Origin of the sequence: uncultured Winogradskyella sp. (assembly GCF_947498345.1) — a bacterium.
In the GTDB taxonomy this organism is placed as follows: domain Bacteria; phylum Bacteroidota; class Bacteroidia; order Flavobacteriales; family Flavobacteriaceae; genus Winogradskyella.
In genome coordinates this window covers 224690-244765 of sequence record NZ_CANMJY010000004.1, presented here as the reverse complement: position 1 = coordinate 244765, position 20076 = coordinate 224690, and the positions used below count along the sequence as shown (strand labels likewise).

General features: G+C 33.7%; 12 protein-coding genes. 10 read left to right on the top strand and 2 right to left on the bottom strand.

Translation table 11 applies throughout. The features are described 5' to 3' along the window. Positions 1-11 precede the first annotated feature (11 nt). Positions 12-1001, top strand: coding sequence for a type IX secretion system membrane protein PorP/SprF (locus tag Q0912_RS07540; RefSeq protein ID WP_299113649.1), 990 nt, complete (start codon positions 12-14; stop codon positions 999-1001). On the opposite strand, the gene Q0912_RS07535 is transcribed toward Q0912_RS07540, so the two are convergent. Then, positions 996-1847 carry a winged helix-turn-helix domain-containing protein gene (locus Q0912_RS07535; RefSeq protein ID WP_299113647.1) on the bottom strand — a complete coding sequence of 284 codons (852 nt, stop codon included), beginning with the start codon at positions 1845-1847 and terminating at the stop codon, positions 996-998. The two genes, Q0912_RS07540 and Q0912_RS07535, sit on opposite strands and share 6 nt — an antisense overlap. Before the next feature lie 129 nt (positions 1848-1976). On the opposite strand from Q0912_RS07535, the gene Q0912_RS07530 reads away from it, so the two are divergent. From Q0912_RS07530 to Q0912_RS07495, 8 genes are all read left to right on the top strand, one after another. Further along, positions 1977-2540: a YceI family protein gene (locus Q0912_RS07530; protein WP_299113645.1), complete on the top strand. Its 564-nt coding sequence runs from the start codon at positions 1977-1979 to the stop codon at positions 2538-2540. 9 nt (positions 2541-2549) lie between these two features. Next, positions 2550-3140, top strand: a complete 591-nt coding sequence (locus tag Q0912_RS07525; RefSeq protein WP_299113643.1) for a hypothetical protein — start codon at positions 2550-2552, stop codon at positions 3138-3140. A 254-nt stretch (positions 3141-3394) separates the two neighbouring features. After that, entirely contained in the window at positions 3395-4258 is an 864-nt protein-coding gene (locus Q0912_RS07520; RefSeq protein ID WP_299113641.1) for a hypothetical protein, read from the top strand. Then, positions 4258-8616, top strand: coding sequence for a fibronectin type III domain-containing protein (locus Q0912_RS07515; protein ID WP_299113639.1), 4359 nt, complete (start codon positions 4258-4260; stop codon positions 8614-8616). The genes Q0912_RS07520 and Q0912_RS07515 overlap by 1 nt, the downstream gene beginning before the upstream one ends. Before the next feature lie 165 nt (positions 8617-8781). Continuing rightward, positions 8782-9981 (top strand): alanine dehydrogenase, encoded by a 1200-nt coding sequence (locus Q0912_RS07510; protein WP_299113637.1) that lies wholly within the window; start codon positions 8782-8784, stop codon positions 9979-9981. A 69-nt stretch (positions 9982-10050) separates the two neighbouring features. Then, positions 10051-10428: a hypothetical protein gene (locus tag Q0912_RS07505; RefSeq protein ID WP_299113635.1), complete on the top strand. Its 378-nt coding sequence runs from the start codon at positions 10051-10053 to the stop codon at positions 10426-10428. Positions 10429-10512: 84 nt separating this feature from the next. Then, entirely contained in the window at positions 10513-11532 is a 1020-nt protein-coding gene (locus tag Q0912_RS07500) for an NAD-dependent epimerase (RefSeq protein WP_299113634.1), read from the top strand. Between the two features lie 158 nt (positions 11533-11690). Further along, positions 11691-13070: a nucleotide sugar dehydrogenase gene (locus tag Q0912_RS07495; protein ID WP_299113632.1), complete on the top strand. Its 1380-nt coding sequence runs from the start codon at positions 11691-11693 to the stop codon at positions 13068-13070. Positions 13071-13163: 93 nt separating this feature from the next. Here the strand turns inward: Q0912_RS07495 and Q0912_RS07490 are convergent, their stop codons facing one another. Next, on the bottom strand, positions 13164-17912 hold the full coding sequence (locus Q0912_RS07490; protein ID WP_299113630.1) for an Ig-like domain-containing protein: 4749 nt from the start codon (positions 17910-17912) through the stop codon (positions 13164-13166). 349 nt (positions 17913-18261) lie between these two features. Here Q0912_RS07490 and asnB point away from each other — a divergent pair, with 349 nt between their 5' ends. Further along, a complete protein-coding gene (gene asnB, locus Q0912_RS07485; protein ID WP_299113628.1) occupies positions 18262-20067 on the top strand; it encodes an asparagine synthase (glutamine-hydrolyzing) in 1806 nt (601 codons plus the stop codon). Positions 20068-20076: the final 9 nt, after the last annotated feature.

Genomic DNA, 20076 nt, shown 5'->3' with positions numbered 1-20076 from the left:
AACCTACTATGATGAAAAAAATTATACTATATATTTTATTCTTGACTGTAACGCAGAGCTACAGTCAGGAATTGAATTTACCAGTTTGGACACAATACTTAGCAGATAATGACTTTGTAGTTTCCCCAACTTATGCTGGTATTGGTGACAATTTAAAAATTAGAGCAAATGGATTAACCCAATGGGTTGGTATTAAAAATGCACCAGACAACCAATCGATTTATGCAGATTTTAGAATATCTAATCGCTCTGGTATTGGTGTTTCTGCTTATAATGATAAAAATGGTAATACACGTCAGAAAGGTTTAAAACTATCGTTTGCACATCACTTAATTTTAGACTGGAAGTCTAAACAATATCTATCCTTAGGAATATCTTATAATATCAATAATTTTAGAATAGATATCGAAAATTTTAATACCACATACGAAATCCCAATTTTAGATCCAGCAATTAATGGTGATAGAGCGATTAACAATAATAATTTTGATGCAGGTATTCTATACCGATGGAATAAATACTATTTAAGTTTTAATGCAAATAATTTAGTATCAAAAGATATTGCCGATTTTACAGGTGGTATTGAACCTTCACTTCTATTAAACTATCAGATTTATACGGGTTATGTGTTTAGTCCAGAGCATAAAAAAGATGTAGAGTTTGAACCTTCAGTTTTCTTTCAGTTTTTTGATAGTGATAACCGTTCAGCAACTGATCTTAATTTTAAGTATAGAAAATTTAATAGAAATGGTGATTACTATTGGATTGGAGCGTCTTATCGCTTTTTAAACGATCAATTTTTAGATCCATTAAATCTAGGCCCAATGGCTGGCATCTTACACAATAAGCTTTATTTTGCTTATTCGTACCAATTAACTTTTAATGATTTGTCTGGGTTTAATACTGGTACTCATGTCATAACAATTGGTTTAAATTTATTGCAAAGTGCTAGTAATTGTCCTTGCACAAAAGGGACTAGTCAGAGTTATTATAGGTTATAAAATTTCAAGCTTATATCCTACACCATGGATATTAGTCAATTTAATTGAAGTATCCGCCTTTAGCTTTTTACGCAATTTAGAGATATAGGTATCTAGGCTTCTGCCAACAAACACTCCATTGTCCTCCCAAACTTTTTTGGTAAGTTCATCGCGTTTTATAACTTCATTTGGTCGCTCTACAAAAAGTGCTAACAGTTCACATTCTTTTTTTGACAACGCTATTTCTTCGGCTTCTTTAATCAACTTATTCTGTTCTGGGTAGAATTTAAAGCTACCTATAGATTCGTAATTTACTGATATTTCAGCAGTATTTAGTTTCAATTTTTTTTTATACCTAAAAAACAAGACAAATATTAGTAAAACACCTATAGCAACCCAGATAAAAAAGTATGCTTCAGAATTTGGTATTATACGTTTATGAAAATAAACTTCTATCTTATAACATGATTCAGGCAAATAGCGACCATTACATGGAATTATTGTACTCTCTAAAACTTTAGTCATCTGATAACTATAAGCTACTTCTTTGCTATCACATTGAATAACTTCCACTATATATTGTTCTGGAAGTTTTAAAGCTTTTAAACTTTTATCGATAAGATCAACCAGAGTGTTAGGCTCTATAGCTAATGAATTATTAAATGTGAGTTGAAATTTATTAAAATGTAATTCCTTCACAGGTAAGATTAAGGACGTGGAATCCTTTTGACTCAACAATAACTTATTGCCAACATCACGCAGGGCAATTTTTGTGCGTTCAGGAAAATTATCTTTACTGGTATGGCAAGATGCTAAACCAGCAAAGCATATAATTACCAAAAATTTAATGGTGTAGTTATACTTCATATTGTTACACAAAGAACAGCTATTTCGATCGAATTTTGCAAGCCTTTGACACTTCTTTTGCATTTTTTTGACATTCTTTAAACGCTTCCAGTCTAGTTTTATCATCTCATTTAATCAAAATTATATATCATGAAAAAATTAGCATTATTAATTGTATTTACTATTACTACCTTTTTGTTTACAAATGCACAAGAAAAACTTAAAATAGACACCTCAAAAAGCGCGTTAAAATGGTCTGGAGAATATTCGTTTTATTTCGGTGGTCATAATGGTACTATAAATTTTAAGGAAGGTTATTTTGAAAAAACTGACGATGTTATTTCTGGAGGTGAATTTATTATTGACATGAATTCTATTATTTGCCTGGATATTGAAAATGAAGATGGTAATACCAGTTTAGTTAACCACCTAAAAGATGAAGATTTCTTTGATGTGAAAAAATTTCCAACAGCTACGCTCTCAATTACCAGAGTACAATATCACAATAATACTAACATGAAGGTATATGCAGATCTTACCATAAAAGGCATTACCCTGCCTGTAAATTTCCAGGCAGAAATAAACTACGAAAAACAGCAAATGACTACGAAGTTTAAAATTGATAGACAACGTTGGGGCATTGATTACAATAGTAAACTGCGAGATGGGGCTATTGCAGACGGAATAGGATTTGAAGTCAAATTAAGTATATAACATACTTGTATGAAACAACTAATTATTATAATAGCACTACTCCACTCTGTAGTGCTATTATCTCAAGAAAATGAAAATTTATATATCCTAAAAGCTGATAGTACCTGGCTAAAAGAAGTTATTAAATTTCCTTTAGAATTTGCTGAAGACATTGATTTTGAGGGCTATGAAGATTTACGTTTTGCTAAAAACTGGAGCAATCCCGAGAGCTCAGAATTTTTCACCTATGCCTTTGTTTGGAATGTTAATTTAAGTTCTTCGCCTACATTAGAATTAGTTACAACCAATATGAAACTATATTATGATGGTTTAATGACTGCTGTTAATAAGGATAAGAATTTTGAAATACCTAAAACAATAGTAGACTTTCAAGAGATAAAAGAAACCTCAGAACTACCAGTATTTAATGGTGAAATGAAGGTTTATGATGCTTTTTTTACTAAAGATATTATTGAGTTAAATGTCACGGTAAAAATAACTTATTGCAAAGAACAAAACAAATACGTACTACTATTTAGAATTTCAACTTTAGATTATCAAAACAAAATTTGGAACAAACTCAATGCTATAAAATTAGCAGACAATCATTGCGAAAAATAGATTTTATTTTTCTGAAAATTCTGATTTTCCTTTAGGCAAAGCACAAGATACTTTAATTTGATATTTCTTCATTTTAACTACTACAATACATTTGTTATGTACTAGCACCATTTAATTTATAACGTTTAACATCAATCATTTAAGGTATTTAATCGATGATATTAATATGAATTAACCAATTCATAGGATTTATATTCAATTAATCGAATATAAAAAAGTATCTGACCATTATTAATTAGTTTTAAACGCTCTAAATGAATAAACTTAAAATAATATGGCTTATTAAAATATGTGCCTTCTCTGTTTTCCTGGGAAGAGCCTATCAGTTGTATTTTTTTGGTGCTCCATTCAGAGCAATATTATGGGACGAGAGTTTATTAGCTCCTGTAGTTGAAGGGTTAACTAATTATTCTTGGGGCGATTATGCTACCAGTCCACTTGTTAATGCCTGGATTGATGGTATAACCAAACTATGTAGTATTATATTTTTAATCGCTGCACTTATTAGTTTGTTATGGAATAAAATAGTATATCAAAAGCTAAAGAAAATTATAATTGGTTTAGCGCTTGCAGTTTTACTGATAATTGGTATTTGCATGGTAAAGGATAAGAACTATGAATATTTAATGTTCTTTGAATTATTTATACAGTTTTCGCCACCTATACTGTTATTGCTAAGCTTAAAGAGAGATATAATAAACAACAAAAAGATTATCAATGGTTTAAAAATAGCCATTGCATGTACTTTTATAGCACATGGTCTTTTTGCCATGGGACTGATATATTTACCTGGATATTTTGTGGATATGACCATAATTATCTTGGGTGTTACCGAACCTCAAGCTACTACATTTTTGTACATAGCAGGTGTTTTGGACATTGTGATGTCAGTCTTAATTTTTGTCCCTAAAATATCAAAATATGCGCTGCTATATATGGTGTTTTGGGGTTTAGCAACAGCTTTTGCCAGATTATTGGCTGGCTTTAGTTTAGATTTTGCAGCGTCAACTCTCCATGGTAGTTTATATCTAGTTGTATATAGATTGTCGCATGGTTTATTACCACTTGTGGTTTTGCTTATGGAAGAGAAAAATAAAAAAAGAAAAATTACCTACTGATGAAAACGAAATTACTTTTAACAAAACTATTATTTCTTATTGTTAGCTGTGCTTATGCAAACAATGATAGATATCGTATTATTCTTGTTGATGATCCAGCTACGACCATAACAATAGGCTGGGATCAAACATCAGGAACTAATCCCATCGTGTATTACGACACTGTAGACCATGGCACAGACCATACGCTATACACTTTTTCTAAAACCGTAGATAGAGGTATTCTTGCAAAAGGCATGGAAAACAGGTTTGCTCGACTAACCGGATTGACACCTAATACAGATTATTATTTTGTTATTAATGATAGTGAAGGAACGAGTCAACGTTTTTGGTTTAGAACAGCGCCTAATGATAATAGCCGTTTATCTTTTATAGCTGGTGGTGACTCAAGAAACTTTAGAACACCGCGTCGTGCTGCAAATTTATTGGTAAGTAAGCTAAAACCTCACGGAGTGCTTTTTGCTGGTGACATGACAGATGATAGTACTGATATAGAATGGATTAAATGGTTCGATGACTGGCAAGATACAATAGCTTCAGATGGGAGAATGTTTCCTATTATACCTGCTCGAGGTAATCACGAAGATGGTTCAGAAATTTACGACTTGTTTGACACAAATGTAGACTCATACTATGCTATTACTTTTGGTAATAACCTTTTTAGAGCTTACACATTAAATACTGAAATTTCTGTTCTTGGCAGCCAACGTACATGGCTTCAAAATGATTTAGCCGCATCATCTGGTGTAACATGGAAAGCAGCACAATACCACAAGCCTATGCGACCACATACTGGTAGTAAAAGTGAAAACTCTGTTATATATAACTCCTGGGCTCAAATATTTTATGATAATGGTGTGCGTTTAGTTGTAGATTGTGATTCTCATACTGCTAAAACAACATGGCCTGTTATGCCTTCTTCTGGTCCAAATAATGATGAAGGGTTTGTAGTAGAGCAAACCAATGGTACTGTATATACTGGTGAAGGTTGTTGGGGAGCGCCACTAAGAGAAAATAATGATGATAAGAGTTGGACAAGAAATTCAGGGAGTTTTAATCAATTTAAACTCATTTTCGTTGAAACCTCGAAAATCGAATTACGCACTATAAAAGTTGACAATGCCGATTTAGTTGGCGAGGTTAGCAATACAGATCCATTTACACTTCCAGCAAATTTAGATGTATTTTCTCCTCCTTCCGGAGATGTAGTAACTATTTCTAATTCTAATGACGTCAGTTGTCCAGTAGCATACAGCCCATGTGATGATGGAGATGCAAATACTATATATGATGAAGAAGACGGTTCATGTAACTGTTTAGGTTATGATAGTCTTAATACCACAGCTTATGTTACTGAAGTTAGTGCTTCAAGTGATGACGCTGAAGAAGATATACTTACAGGAACTGTTGATGTTGCCAGTAGTGATTTAGAATTAGTTTTTGATGGCGGAGATCAAATCATCGGTGTACGTTTTGATGATATAGCAATACCAAAAAGCGCGACTATTTTAAGAGCTTATGTTCAATTTTCTGTAGACGAAAGAGATACACCGCAAACACCAACAAGTTTAACTGTACATGGAGAGTTATCACCTAATAGTCTTACTTTTAGCTCAGTTAATAATATTTCATCACGTACGCTTACTACCAATTCCACTTCCTGGAATGATATACCTGAATGGGGTACCGTAGGTAATGCTGGTTTCTATCAAAGAACACCAGATTTAACAGATATTGTTACTGAAATTATTGCGCAGCCAGGTTGGGCGTTTGAAAATGCAGTGACGTTTATAATATCTGGCTCAGGAGAACGAATTGCAAATTCATACAATGACAATGACCCACCAAAATTAATAGTGCTTTATGACTCAAATTGTCCATTAAAGAAACTAGAAGTTGGTACAACGTATTCTTGTAATGAACTAGACGACACTTATTCTCAAGATATTATTGTTACACATGTAAACCCACCAGCATCAGGAACATTAGATGTTAATGGCCAGTCATTTGCTATAGGTGTAAGCCCACAAACTATAACCCTTACTGGCTTAACAGCAGATGGATTGGATGTAGATGTTAGTGCTAATTTTAGTGCGCTTCCAACATGTATAATTACTGAAGATAACCTATTTGAAGCACCAAGCGAATGCAGTGGTGGTGGTATACCAGATAATATGCCAGATGATAGTGTTAATCTGGCACTACTTACCGAAGCAACTGTTACAGGCTCTATTTCTGGAGGAAGAGGACTCCCAGAAGATATTTTATATGATCCTGCTCTTAATGATTACCGTACTACAACAGATTGGAACGAATATGGAGCTAGTTTTAATGAGAATTTGGGTGTACCAGATATTGATGAAGGCATGAAATGGCAAGTTAACTGGCCAAATGTAAAGTATATTAACTATATAACTTTTGGTGGAACATATGCCAACCAACCCCAACCAAATACCATGTGGAGAATTAGTTACAGAACTGATGGAGTATGGACTACTCTAGAAGAAGGCCAGGGAGGCTGGATAGATAGTGGTATTTACGAATGGGGAGGAGCGAATGTTAATCCTATAGAAGCTGATGCCTTAAGAGTACAATTTTATAGTGATGGCTTAAACAGTTTGGTGAGTATACATTTAAGAGGACGAGGAGGTATCTCAAGTAATATAAATGATAGTGCTACTACTCCAAAAGCAACATTAATTCAATATTTAAATCCAGGGAACAGTTGCGCTGTAGTAGTGTCTTCTGGTTCAATATTATATTGTGGAGATGATTGGATATATAGCGATGGTCCAGATGATACTTCTGGAAGCCTTAATACTATTATTGCTGACGGTACTTATACAATAGATGGAAATAAAGATATTGAGGTCAATAATCTTGAAGTTTATAGTGGTGCTACTGTTATTATTGAGGAAGGTTCTAGTTTAACTGTAAAAGGAAATTTAATCAATAATGGAACTTTACAATTAGAATCTATATCGAGTGTATACTCTAGTTTAATTGTTGAAGGTACAAGTACAGGAAACGTGCTTTACAAACGTCATATAAATAATGCTGCTGGTAGTGGTACAACAACCGCAGCTAATGATTTAATAAGTGCTCCAGTTACTGGGCAAACTTTTGGAACCTTTAGAGCAGCTAATCCAAATATTCTTTCTGGTACCATAGGTGGAAATCCTGCGTTTTTGTTTGGTCCGTTTGACACATCTACAGTGTCTTATATAAATTATTCACCTTCAGATGATAGTAATGTCTTATCGGGCGGGGTTGGTTATAGATCTGGCTCAACAGATGGAGGCACCTATTCATTTAGTGGTAATGTGGAAACAGCCGCCATTAACGTACCTATAACATCAGGTGGGGCAAGTAATTGGAATCTTATAGGAAACCCTTACCCAAGTTACCTTAATGTTCAGGACTTTTTAAACAATATGGCTAATTCTGGATTAATTGATGAGAATGCCGTAGGTATTTATGGCTACGATGGTACTGCTGCAGATGGTTGGACGATTTATAATTTAGCAACTACGACTGTTAGTACGGTAATAGCTCCAGGTCAAGGTTTCTTTGTAAATGCTGAAGCTTCAGGGAATATTGCATTTACACCAAATATGAGAAGCAAAGGTAACAGTGATGATTTTATAGCTGGCCGAAACACAAATTTGCTCACATATTTTAAACTTAAAGCAAATACCAATACTAAATCTTATCATACAGACTTCTATTTTAACAATAGTGCAAGTTTAGGCTTAGATCCTGGGTATGATGCAGCGATTTGGAATGAAATCCCACCTAACTTTGCTATCTATTCTTATTTAGTCCAGGATAATACAGGGGTTCCAATGGCCTTACAAGCATTAAATAACAATGATTTATCTAACGTTGTTATTCCATTAGGTGTTAATGCTAATGCTAATGAAGCCTTAACCTTTAGTATTTTTGAATCTACATTGCAAAGTACAGTAAATGTATATTTAGAAGATATAGCTACCAATACTGTAGTTCTTTTAAACTCTAGTGATTATACATTCACTCCTACAAGTAATATCTCGGGTACTGGTCGTTTCTATTTACGTTTTAATGCAAATACACTCAGTACAGTTGAGCAACCCTTAGAAAGGCTTAACATATTTGTTAATTCTGCAGATAAAACTATAATTATTAGTGGACAGTTACTGGCAGAGACTAATTTTAATCTGTACGATTTAAATGGTAGAGTTATAAATTCTATGCCTTTGAACACTGACAATGATAGACAATCTATAGATGCCTCAAATTTGAGTACAGGTGTTTATATTGTAGAATTAATATCAGAAAATAACGAAAAACGTATTAAGAAGCTAGTTATTCATTAGTATAGCACCTTTAATTTAGTAATAGGCTAGATATTAAATTAAGATAATATCTAGCCTATTTTATTATACAATCAAAAAATATTTGTAATTTGAAGTAAGATTATATTCTATATTCATATATCGTGTTTTACTATCTTGCAGATGCATTACTAATTAACTGATTTAATGAGCAAATCTTTATCACCATTTACCAAGGCACAATTGTTACCGCAAGAAGAAACCTTGGAAATTCTAAAGAAAAAAGGAGACTTGTTTATAGGTATTCCTAAAGAGACCCATTTTCAAGAAAAAAGAGTGTGCTTAACACCAGATGCCGTTTCTGCATTAACAGCCAATGGGCATCGTGTTTTGTTTGAATCTGGTGCTGGTGAAGGCGCTAATTTTAAAGACAAAGACTATAGCGAAGCTGGTGCGGAAGTATCTAAAGATACCGCAAAAGTGTACTCCTGCCCTATTATTCTTAAGGTAGAACCGCCATCTTTAGATGAGATAAAACTTATTAATCCTCAAACCATATTAATCTCAGCCTTACAGATTAAAACACAAAGTAAGGCTTATTTTGAAGCATTAGCAAAGAAACGAATTACAGCATTAGCTTTTGAGTATATTAAAGATGAAGATGGTGCTTATCCAGCCGTAAGGTCACTAAGTGAAATTGCAGGCACAGCCTCTATTTTAATAGCTTCAGAAATACTATCTAATGTCAATGGTGGTAATGGTTTAATGATGGGTAATATTAATGGTGTGCCACCTACGGAGGTTTTAATTTTAGGTGCAGGTACTGTTGGTGAATTTGCAGCACGTTCAGCAATTGGCCTTGGAGCTAATGTAAAAGTTTTTGATAGTTCTATTACTAAACTGCGTTGTATTCAGAATAATTTGGGACGCACCATATACACTTCGACAATGCAACCAAAAAATCTTCTTAAGGCATTAAAACGTTGTGATGTAGCTATCGGAGCTGTAAGAGGTACAAATCGTTCGCCAATAGTAGTTACAGAAACTATGGTAGACCACATGAAGCGTGGCTCTGTTGTCATAGACGTTAGTATAGATATGGGAGGCTGCTTTGAAACCAGTGAAGTCACCACACACGATCATCCCACCTTTGATTACAATGGTGTTACCCATTATTGTGTACCAAATATTCCCGCACGATATTCTAGAACTGCCTCAGTGTCAATCAGTAATATATTTACACCATATTTATTGGAGATTGGAGAATATGGTGGTCTAGAAAATGCATTGCGTTTTGATAGAGGATTAAAAAATGGGTTGTATTTTTACCACGGTATTTTAACTAATAAATCAGTAGCAGAATGGTATGGGCTAGATTATAATGATGCTAATCTATTGATTTTTTAGTACTGATATCCTGTCTATTCACAAGCAGGTGTTTTAATACCCATACCAATTGTCCAAAATTTATATGTTATGAAATTTACACAGCGCTTAGCTTACTATCTAGGTGGTTTTTCCTTAGGACTAATAATCCTTATGTTTTTTTTAAATGGAAAGGACGCATCTTGTGACTATGGTCCCAATGCACGAACCATAAAAAATATCAGTTCTAAGCCTTTTACCTATTCCACAGATGCAGCCTCATTTATAAACCATCAGGCGTTAGATTCAAGTACGGTTGTAAATCTGGTGAAATATGGAAGTGTAGATTTTTCAAAGAGTAAAACAAAACTAGACTCCTGCAAAATCTATCACATAGATAATAGTTATAAAGCGCAGGAGATAGAACTTACCATAAAGAACTGTGATACGCTTGCAACTGTTTTAAAAATAGGATATATAAAAAAGTAAGCGATAAATTTTAAAATAAAAATTTAGAAGCTTCAATATAAATTTTCATCTTTGATGTCAAATTTTATTAATAAATAATAGAATATGAAAGTATTAATAACCGGAGCGGCAGGTTTTATTGGTTTTTTTACAGCCAAAGTACTCTTGGAAAAAGGGCACAATGTTGTTGGATTAGATAATATCAATGATTATTATGATGTAAACTTAAAGTTTTCGAGATTAAAAGAACTTGGCATAGATAGAAATGATGCTGAAGTATTCAATAAGATTTGTAAAAGTGAAAATAATAATTTCACTTTTGTAAGAATGAATCTCGAAGACAGGAACGCACTTCCAGAGTTATTTAAAAATGAAGATTTTGATTGCGTTTGCAACTTGGCCGCTCAAGCTGGTGTAAGATATAGTTTAGAAAACCCTGAAACTTATATAGACTCAAATTTAGTTGGCTTTTTAAACATCCTGGAGTGCTGTAGACATAACAATATAAAACATCTAGTCTACGCAAGTAGCTCAAGTGTTTATGGTCTTAACGAAAAAATACCATTCTCAACAAACGACAATGTAGATCATCCTATAAGCCTCTACGCGGCAACCAAAAAAAGCAATGAATTAATGGCACATACTTATAGCCATTTATTTAACATCCCTACAACAGGTTTAAGATTTTTTACAGTATATGGCCCTTGGGGAAGGCCAGATATGGCTATGTTTTTATTTACAGATGCTATTGTTAACGATAGACCTATAAAGGTTTTTAACCACGGTAAAATGGAACGCGATTTCACCTATGTTGATGATATTGTTGAAGGCGTAGTAAGGATTATAGAAAAGCCAACTACCATAAGAGTAGAAAATAAAGAGCTATATAAAGTATATAATATAGGAAATAATAATTCTGTAAAATTGTTAGATTTCATTAAAGAGATAGAATTTAATTTAGATAAAACAGCCGAAAAAAATATGCTTCCCATACAGCCTGGTGATGTAGAACGTACATGGGCAGATGTAGACCAGCTAATTAAAGATTTTGATTACAGACCGAATACATCAATTAAAAAAGGTGTAAAATCCTTTGTAGATTGGTACAAGGATTATTACAAATAATTTACCGCATTATAACGATAGATTATGCTGGTTCTTTTAATCCTATGAAGTTTATCGTTAAAACAGGTCGTTGATATATTAATTTAGAAGAAACCAAATACTTCTTACAAATTTGTGATCCTAAAAAGAATTAACCCAAGTCAAATAAACTTAAAACAATGAAAATAAATAAGATATGTTGCATTGGTGCTGGTTATGTTGGTGGCCCAACTATGGCAGTAATAGCAAAGAAAAATCCTAATATACAGGTCACTATAGTTGATATTAACGAAGAACGAATAGCAGCATGGAACGATGAAGATGTATCAAAACTACCTATCTACGAACCTGGACTTGCGGAAATAGTTGCAGAAACTCGAGGAAAAAACTTATTCTTTTCTACAGAAATTAACAAAGCCATCAACGAATCTGAAATGATTTTTATTTCAGTAAATACACCTACGAAAACCTATGGTAAAGGTAAAGGTATGGCAGCGGATTTAAAGTATGTTGAACTTTGCGCAAGAAATATTGCAGAGGTTGCAACTACCGATAAAATTGTAGTAGAAAAATCTACATTACCAGTTAGAACGGCTCAGGCAATAAAAAGTATATTACACAATACTGGAAGTGACGTAAAGTTTGATATTCTTTCAAATCCAGAATTTTTAGCAGAAGGTACAGCCGTCGAAGATTTATTAAATCCGGATCGTGTATTAATAGGTGGAGAATCTGAGTCAGCTATCGAAAGTTTGGCTAATATTTATGGTAGTTGGGTTTCTCAAGACAGAATTCTTAGAACTAATGTTTGGTCATCAGAATTATCAAAATTAACGGCCAATGCATTTTTAGCACAACGAATTTCATCAATAAATGCTATTTCAGAATTATGTGAACATACTGAAGCCAATGTCAACGAAGTAGCAAGAGCCATTGGAATGGATTCCAGAATTGGCCCTAAGTTTTTAAATGCCTCAATTGGTTTTGGAGGCTCATGCTTTCAAAAAGATATACTTAATCTTGTTTACATTGCAAGGAGTTACGGTTTAAATGCTGTAGCCGATTATTGGGAGCAAGTTATTATTCTTAATGATCATCAGAAGAGACGTTTTTCTGATAACTTAATAAGTACATTATATAATACGGTTTCTGGGAAGAAAATCGCCATGCTTGGCTGGGCTTTTAAAAAGGACACCAATGATACACGTGAGTCTGCCGCAATTTATGTTGCAGATCACTTACTAAGTGAACAAGCAAATATCGCAGTTTACGATCCAAAAGTTCCTTCTAAAAAGGTATATGCAGATTTAAACTATTTACAAACGCGTACTGATTCTGAAAACAAAGAGCTCGTTACAACTTTTAATGACCCATATAAAGCTGTTAAAAATGCGCATGCTATAGCAATAATGACAGAATGGGACGAATTCAAAACCTACGATTGGGAAAAGATTTATTCTGGTATGAAAAAACCAGCATTTATTTTTGACGGTAGAAATATATTAGATAAAGCAGAAATGATTAAAATAGGCTTTGAATATTCGTCTATAGGACAGTAATTTCCTTAAAAATACATAAAAAAGTTAGCGGCACTAAAGTTTCAATAGTATTGAACATTTTAGTGCCGTTTTCACTATAAAAAATAACTAACTTTATTTAATCATTAATTTTTTAGAAATCTCTTGTCTTACGTCCACCATCTTAATATAGTACATACCAGGATGTAGCTTGCTTACATCTATTTGTCTTGTTGTAGATGTACTTAGGTATTCATTAGAAATAATTTCAGAATGAATTAACTTACCTGTAATATCGTATAGGTATATTCTAGAAAGTGCTGTAGAACCTTCAAGTCTTATATTTACATAATTAGAAGCAGGATTTGGAAATACAGAAAAATCAAAGTCAAGCGGATCTCCACCTCCTTCAACAGGGTCAACATCCTCTTCACAATCAGTATCTACATATACAGTTACAGTATCTTCATCAAAATCCACTGCATTAAACACTGTAACAGTATATTCTGTTGTTTCATTAGGAGATACTTGAATGGTTTGAGTAGTTTGACCAGTACTCCAAACATATTCATCACCCCCACTAGCCGTTAAAGTTGCTGTTTCCCCTAAACATATATCAACATCTTCTCCTGCATCAGCTTCAACATCTGGTATAACGTTTACGGTAACTTGCTTTTCGTCATAGCAATCACCAATATAACCTCTTACTTCATAAGTTGTGGTAACAGTAGGACTAACAGCAATATTTGGTTGCGTAGCACCATTATTCCACTCATAGGTATTAGCACCAGTAGCCGATAAGGTGACAAAATCGCCACTCATAATATCTATACTATCACCGTTAGTGATTACAACATTTGGATTAGGGTCTACATATACCGTTACTTCATCTGTATCTTCCTGACTTCCTTGAGTAACCGTTACCGTGTAGGTAGATGTAGATATTGGACTTACTGTAATACTTTGTGTAGTTGCACCAGTATTCCATAAATAACTATCACCTTCAGTAGCGGTTAAGACAATTTCATAACTATCATTTTCACAAACGCGTGCATCTGCTCCTGCTGAAGCTTCAAATAATGGTTCTACAGTTACAGTAACCTGAGCCTGCGCAGAACATGTATTAGATGTCCCTGTAACGGTGTAAGTTGTCGTTTGTGTAGGACTAACCGTAATTGCACTTGTTGTTTCACTTGTATTCCATTCATAAGTTACGGCTCCATCTGCATTAAGAGTAACGGACTCCCCTTCTATAATAGTAACATCATTACTTATAGTTACATTAGGTGTTTCGTTAACAGTAATTGTAACACTATCAGTATCGATATAACCAAAAGCATCTTCAACAGTTACTGTATAAGTAGTTGTTACAGATGGGCTAACCGTTGGGTTAGATATATTATCTCCTGTATCCCAAGTATATGATACACCACCCGAAGCATTTAATGTAATACTTTCACCACTACAAATTGTAGCATCCTCACCAGCATCTGCAACTACATCTGGTATAATATTTACAGTAACTTGTTCTATATCAGCACAGCCACCAACAGCTGTAGAAATTACTGTATATGTTGTAGTTTCATCAGGTGTCACTACAATGCTTGCTGAAGTTTCACCAGTATTCCATTGATAGTTATCTCCTCCTGATGCTGTAAGTGTAACCGTTTCACCATCTAATATATAGACATCCTCACTTACAGTAATATCTGGGGTTTCATTAACCGTAACCGTAACACTATCAGAATCGGAATACCCATAATCATCAGTTACAGTTACCGTATATGTTGTTGTCAGCGTAGGACTCACGATTAATTCTGCGGTAGTTTCTCCTGTATCCCAAAGGTAATTTGTTCCCCCACTAGCAATTAGTGTAACATTTTCACCACTACAAATTGTAGTATCTGTACCTGCATCTGCAATAACCTCAGGAATTACTGTTACTAGTATATCTTCTGTCGTTAAACAATCATTTGCACTAAGAGAGGTTACTGTATATGTAGTTGTAACCATTGGTGATACTGTAATGAAAGCTGTTGTTTCTCCGGTACTCCAAAGATAATTATCACTACCACTAACACCAAGAGTTGTAGATTCCCCTTCAACAAGTACAACATCATCACTTACAGTAAGGTTAGGTGCTTCACTCACAGAAACGGTTACTGTATCAGTGCTTGAACAGTTATTTGAAATAACCTCTACATCATAAATTGTATCTGAAGTCGGGCTAACATCTATTGAGGCTGTAGTCTCTCCAGTATTCCATAGGTAAGCATCTCCACCAGAAGCCGTTAAGGTAATTGTTTCGCCTTGGCAAATAGTTTGATCTTCACCAGCATCAGCAACAGGAATAGCATTTACTGTAATAGTCACACTATCTTCATCTGTATTTCCTTCATCATCAAATACTGAAACTGTATATGTAGTTGTTACGGTAGGGCTTACATCTATTGAAGCCATAGTTTCACCGTTATTCCACAAAAAGTTTGGACCACCAGAAGCAGTCAAAGTTGTTGTTTCTCCCTCGCAAATATCTTGATCTGGACCAGCGTTTGCAACTGGTACTGAGCTGAAAAAAAACGTTAATGCAAACGTATCTGTAGCTACAACATTACCAGAACCTCCATCTTGGCTGAAATACGTTATTGTAAAGTTATAGGTACCTTGCTCAACTACGTAAGGCTCAAAATTAAAGCCAACATGTCCATTAGGTAAACCTGCATATATTGGTCCACTCTCTATCCAAGTACCAGATGTTGGTCCTGTCCAGTCTACACGCACACTCTCTACTTGAGCATTCTGATCTCCACCTTCTGGTATACTTCTAAAATTAACTTCGTTACCTTCGCCAGCTAAATTAATATCAGTATCTCCAGTAATATTCATTAACATCACATCAGTATTGGCATTATAAAACTCATAAGTTCCATAGAAAGTGTCTATTACAGTAACTGTTGCACTATCAGTCACAGCATCAACAGTAGAGGTGTAAGTTATATCTACTTGACCTACAGTAATACCTGTAATATTACCATTCTCATCTACAGTTGCTACTGAGTCATCACTACTGGTCCAAATACCTGTTGTATCTGTTGTGTCCGAAGGAACAAAAGTTGTAGTAAGCTGACTATTTTCACCAACTTCTATAGTAATATCATTTGGATCGATTGTTACAGAACTTAAAGGAATAACAATGTTTGTTACTGTTATTTCTGCAGTATCAGTAAATCCTCCATCATTAGACGTAAATGTAATAGTTGTATTACCTTCTGAAATCGAAGTTACTAAACCATTAGTCACTGTAGCTATTGATGGATTACTTGAAGTCCAAGTACCACTTTGATTTGTAGTACTACTTGGTGTAAAAGTTGTTGTTAATGTTATAGTTTCCGGTACATTTAAGGTAGCAGTACTTGGAGTAACTTCTACACTTTCTGCAGGTACATCTGGAATTTGACCATTTGCTGATTGATTAAGGTATTCCTCTAAATCAGTGTAACCATCACCATCCGTATCCACAACACCATCGCTACTTAAGTCACCAAATTCAGAGGTCTCCCAAAAATCTGGCATACCATCAATATCTGTATCAGTATAAGGTGTACCACCACTAATTATAGGAAAAACGTTATTTACCTTATCTTCTGTACTGTCTCCAGTATCTACATCGTTAACAGCTCTGGTATCTTCTGCATCCCTTTCTGGTAATGATGCTCCAACATGAGTTCTTAAATTATCCCAAATGTCAGTTGCATCCCACAAAGGCACATTATCTGTCATTATTGGAGTACTATTTACAGTATAACTCCTTAAGTTTTCTGGAATTAAAACATCATTATTAGCCTGACCACCTCCATTTTGTCCAATTTCCCATTGATCGTAACTATCATCTGGTCTATATGGTGTTATATTATCTTCAACATATATTTCCATACCATTACCAACAGTTGATGCACGTAACCAACGTCTACTTGTAATATTAGTATTGGCAATTGTTGGTGATGGATTTCCATTTTCTTTAGCCCAATTTTTAATTACATTGACATAATAAATACCAGCATCAACACTTGGGTCATTATTATTATAAGAAGGCCCATTTGTGTAATCGTAATGAAAATTATTAACATGCTCATAATAACAATCCCATGTAGGTGCTTCATTAACAGGTGTTGATACTGAAGGGTTACGCGTAGCAGTACTTAACCAAGCATTTCTAAACCAACTAATGTTTGTTGGACCTCTAGATACTAAAAACGTTTTATTATTACCACCATAAGAATTAGTGAAAATACAGTATTGAATAGTAATATTAGAGAGTTCTACTTGTGGTGGTCTACCTGGTTGTCCATCATAATTTGCAATATCTAAGTTACCATCTGATGACCAGGCAAACGAACAATGGTCAAAAATAATATTGTTACCACTATTCACCCAAACATTATCGGCATTGTTACCACTTCTATAAGACGTAGAGCGTCTAAATCTAATGTACCTAATAATTACTTCATCTGTATCAATTTCTAAGATAGGTCTATCAATTGTTTCTCTGGTTAGCATTACACCTCCACCAGGAGCAGTTTGACCAGCTATGGTAATATTAGGGTCTGTTATTTTAATTGTTGGACCAGTGATATCTATTCTTCCACCTACCTTAAATATAACAACTCTTGGTCCTGAAGCTTCACATGCAGCTCTAAATGAACCAGGACCACTATCATTAAGATTAGTAACCTCAATAACCTGACCACCTCTTCCTCCAATGGTATATTTACCATAGCCTTCGGCTCCAGGAAAAGCAGGGAGTTGTGCAAATAAATTAAGGGTTGTTAAACAAAAAAAAGTTATACCAAGTATTATCTTAGTTAGACGTTTTGGGGCATTCATAACTATTAGTTAGTTTTTATTATAGTTCAGCAATATATATAAATAATATCCGTTTAAAAGTTTAAATACCTTATAATTCGATAAAACGCAATTAATTGTAAGTTTTTTAATACATAGGATATTATAATCAACAATTTTTGTTTTATATACGGTGAAATACAGCTTTTAGACGTTGAAATGAAAACTTTAACATATTGAAGAAGATTATTACAAAATAGACAGATAACTTTGCCATATGCAACAAACAAAATACAGCATATTATAAGATGACTTTGTACTTTAAACGGTTTTTAAAAAAAACATATTGGTATTAAAAGAAAATTCCTTTGCTTTACAAAAAACTAGCTACATGTGTGGTATATATTTAACTAATATTCCTTACGAAGAAAGTATAGTAAAGGAAAAATTAGATTCTATTTCATTTAGAGGTCCTGATTATACAGGTATAGATAAAATTAAAAACCTCACTTTTGGTCATTTGCGTTTATCTATATTAGATCTGGATCCAAGGTCTAACCAACCGATGACTTACGAAAACTTAACTATAGTTTTTAACGGTGAAATTTACAACTATTTAGATATTAAGAAAGAGCTTAAAGCACTGCACTATGAATTTAAGACGGAAAGTGACACTGAAGTTCTTTTAATAGGTTATAAACACTGGGGTAAGTCAATTTTAGACAAAGCTAATGGAATGTTTGCCTTTAGTATTTACGATGAGACAACTAACACTTTGTTTTCAGCAAGAGATAGGATGGGCGTTAAACCATTTTACTATTATTGGAACGGTAATGATATAGAGATTTGTAGTCAAATACGACCAATGCTAAAAGGAAAAAAGGTTAATGATGAAGCAATATCTATATTTCTCGATTGTATGTTTATTCCTAGTCCTTATACAATAGCTGAAGATATATACAAGCTACCTCCTGGCAATTATATGGAATTAGACTTCAATACTAATACGCTAACAATTAACGAATACTGGAACTTAAAAGATGTAAAAGTTAAAGACATCTCTTATGAAAAAGCTAAGAAAGAACTACATGAGTTACTGCTTGATGCTGTTAAAATAAGATTGCAATCTGATGTACCTATTGGCTCATTTTTATCTGGCGGAATAGATTCTGCTTTGGTTTCGAGCATGGCATCAAAAGTTTCGCCAACAAAAATCAATACCTTTTCGATTGGGTTTAAAGACCCAAAATATGATGAAAGTAAAATTGCAGAACAATATGCAGAAATTATTAATTCTAATCATACCACTACAATATGTAGCCCTGAAGATATATTAGAATTAATACCGAAACTAACTGAAGTATACGATGAACCATTTGCAGACAGCTCTGCATTGCCATCATTATTACTAAATAAAGTGACAAAACAATATGTAACAGTAGCATTATCTGGAGATGGTGGTGATGAAAGTTTTATAGGTTATCCATATTTTGATTCTTTGGTTAGAAACAAAAAGATTATAGACATCCCTTATCCTATAAGGAAATTATTATCACATCCATCATTATTAAAACTTTTTGGCATCAACTCGCATAGGGTACGAAATGCTCTGGGGACAAAAACCAGAAACGATTTTATCGAAAATATTTTTTCCAGAAAAGGTTTATTATTAAAGAAAAAGAACCAAAAATGGATGAAACATTATCAAGGCTATAAAAAATGGTCTGATATATTTTTACAAAAAGCTGCAGACTTAAATATAAAACTTTGGCTAGAGAATGATAGTAACGTTAAAGTTGATAGAGCCAGTATGGCTTATTCAGTTGAAGTTAGAAGCCCATTTTTAGATTATAGAGTTGTAGAATATGCCAGAACGCTTCCAATGCATTTTAGATATGAAAAAGGAAGGCAGAAAAAAATATTAAGAGATTTACTTAAAGAATATATTCCTGAAGAGGTTTTTAACCAACCCAAAAGAGGTTTTGCAGTACCTATAGGTAACTGGATGCGAAATGAGTTAAGAGAAGAATTTATAAATGCTCTTAATGATGACTTTCTTAATAAGGTTCCTAATCTAAATGTAGAAAAATTCAAGACCCTTTTAAATGAACACATGAGCGGAAAAGCTAAACATACACCAAATATATGGAAGCTTTTTGTGTTAAGTAAATGGTATGAAGAGTTTGGTTTTAAATAGCAACTTGTA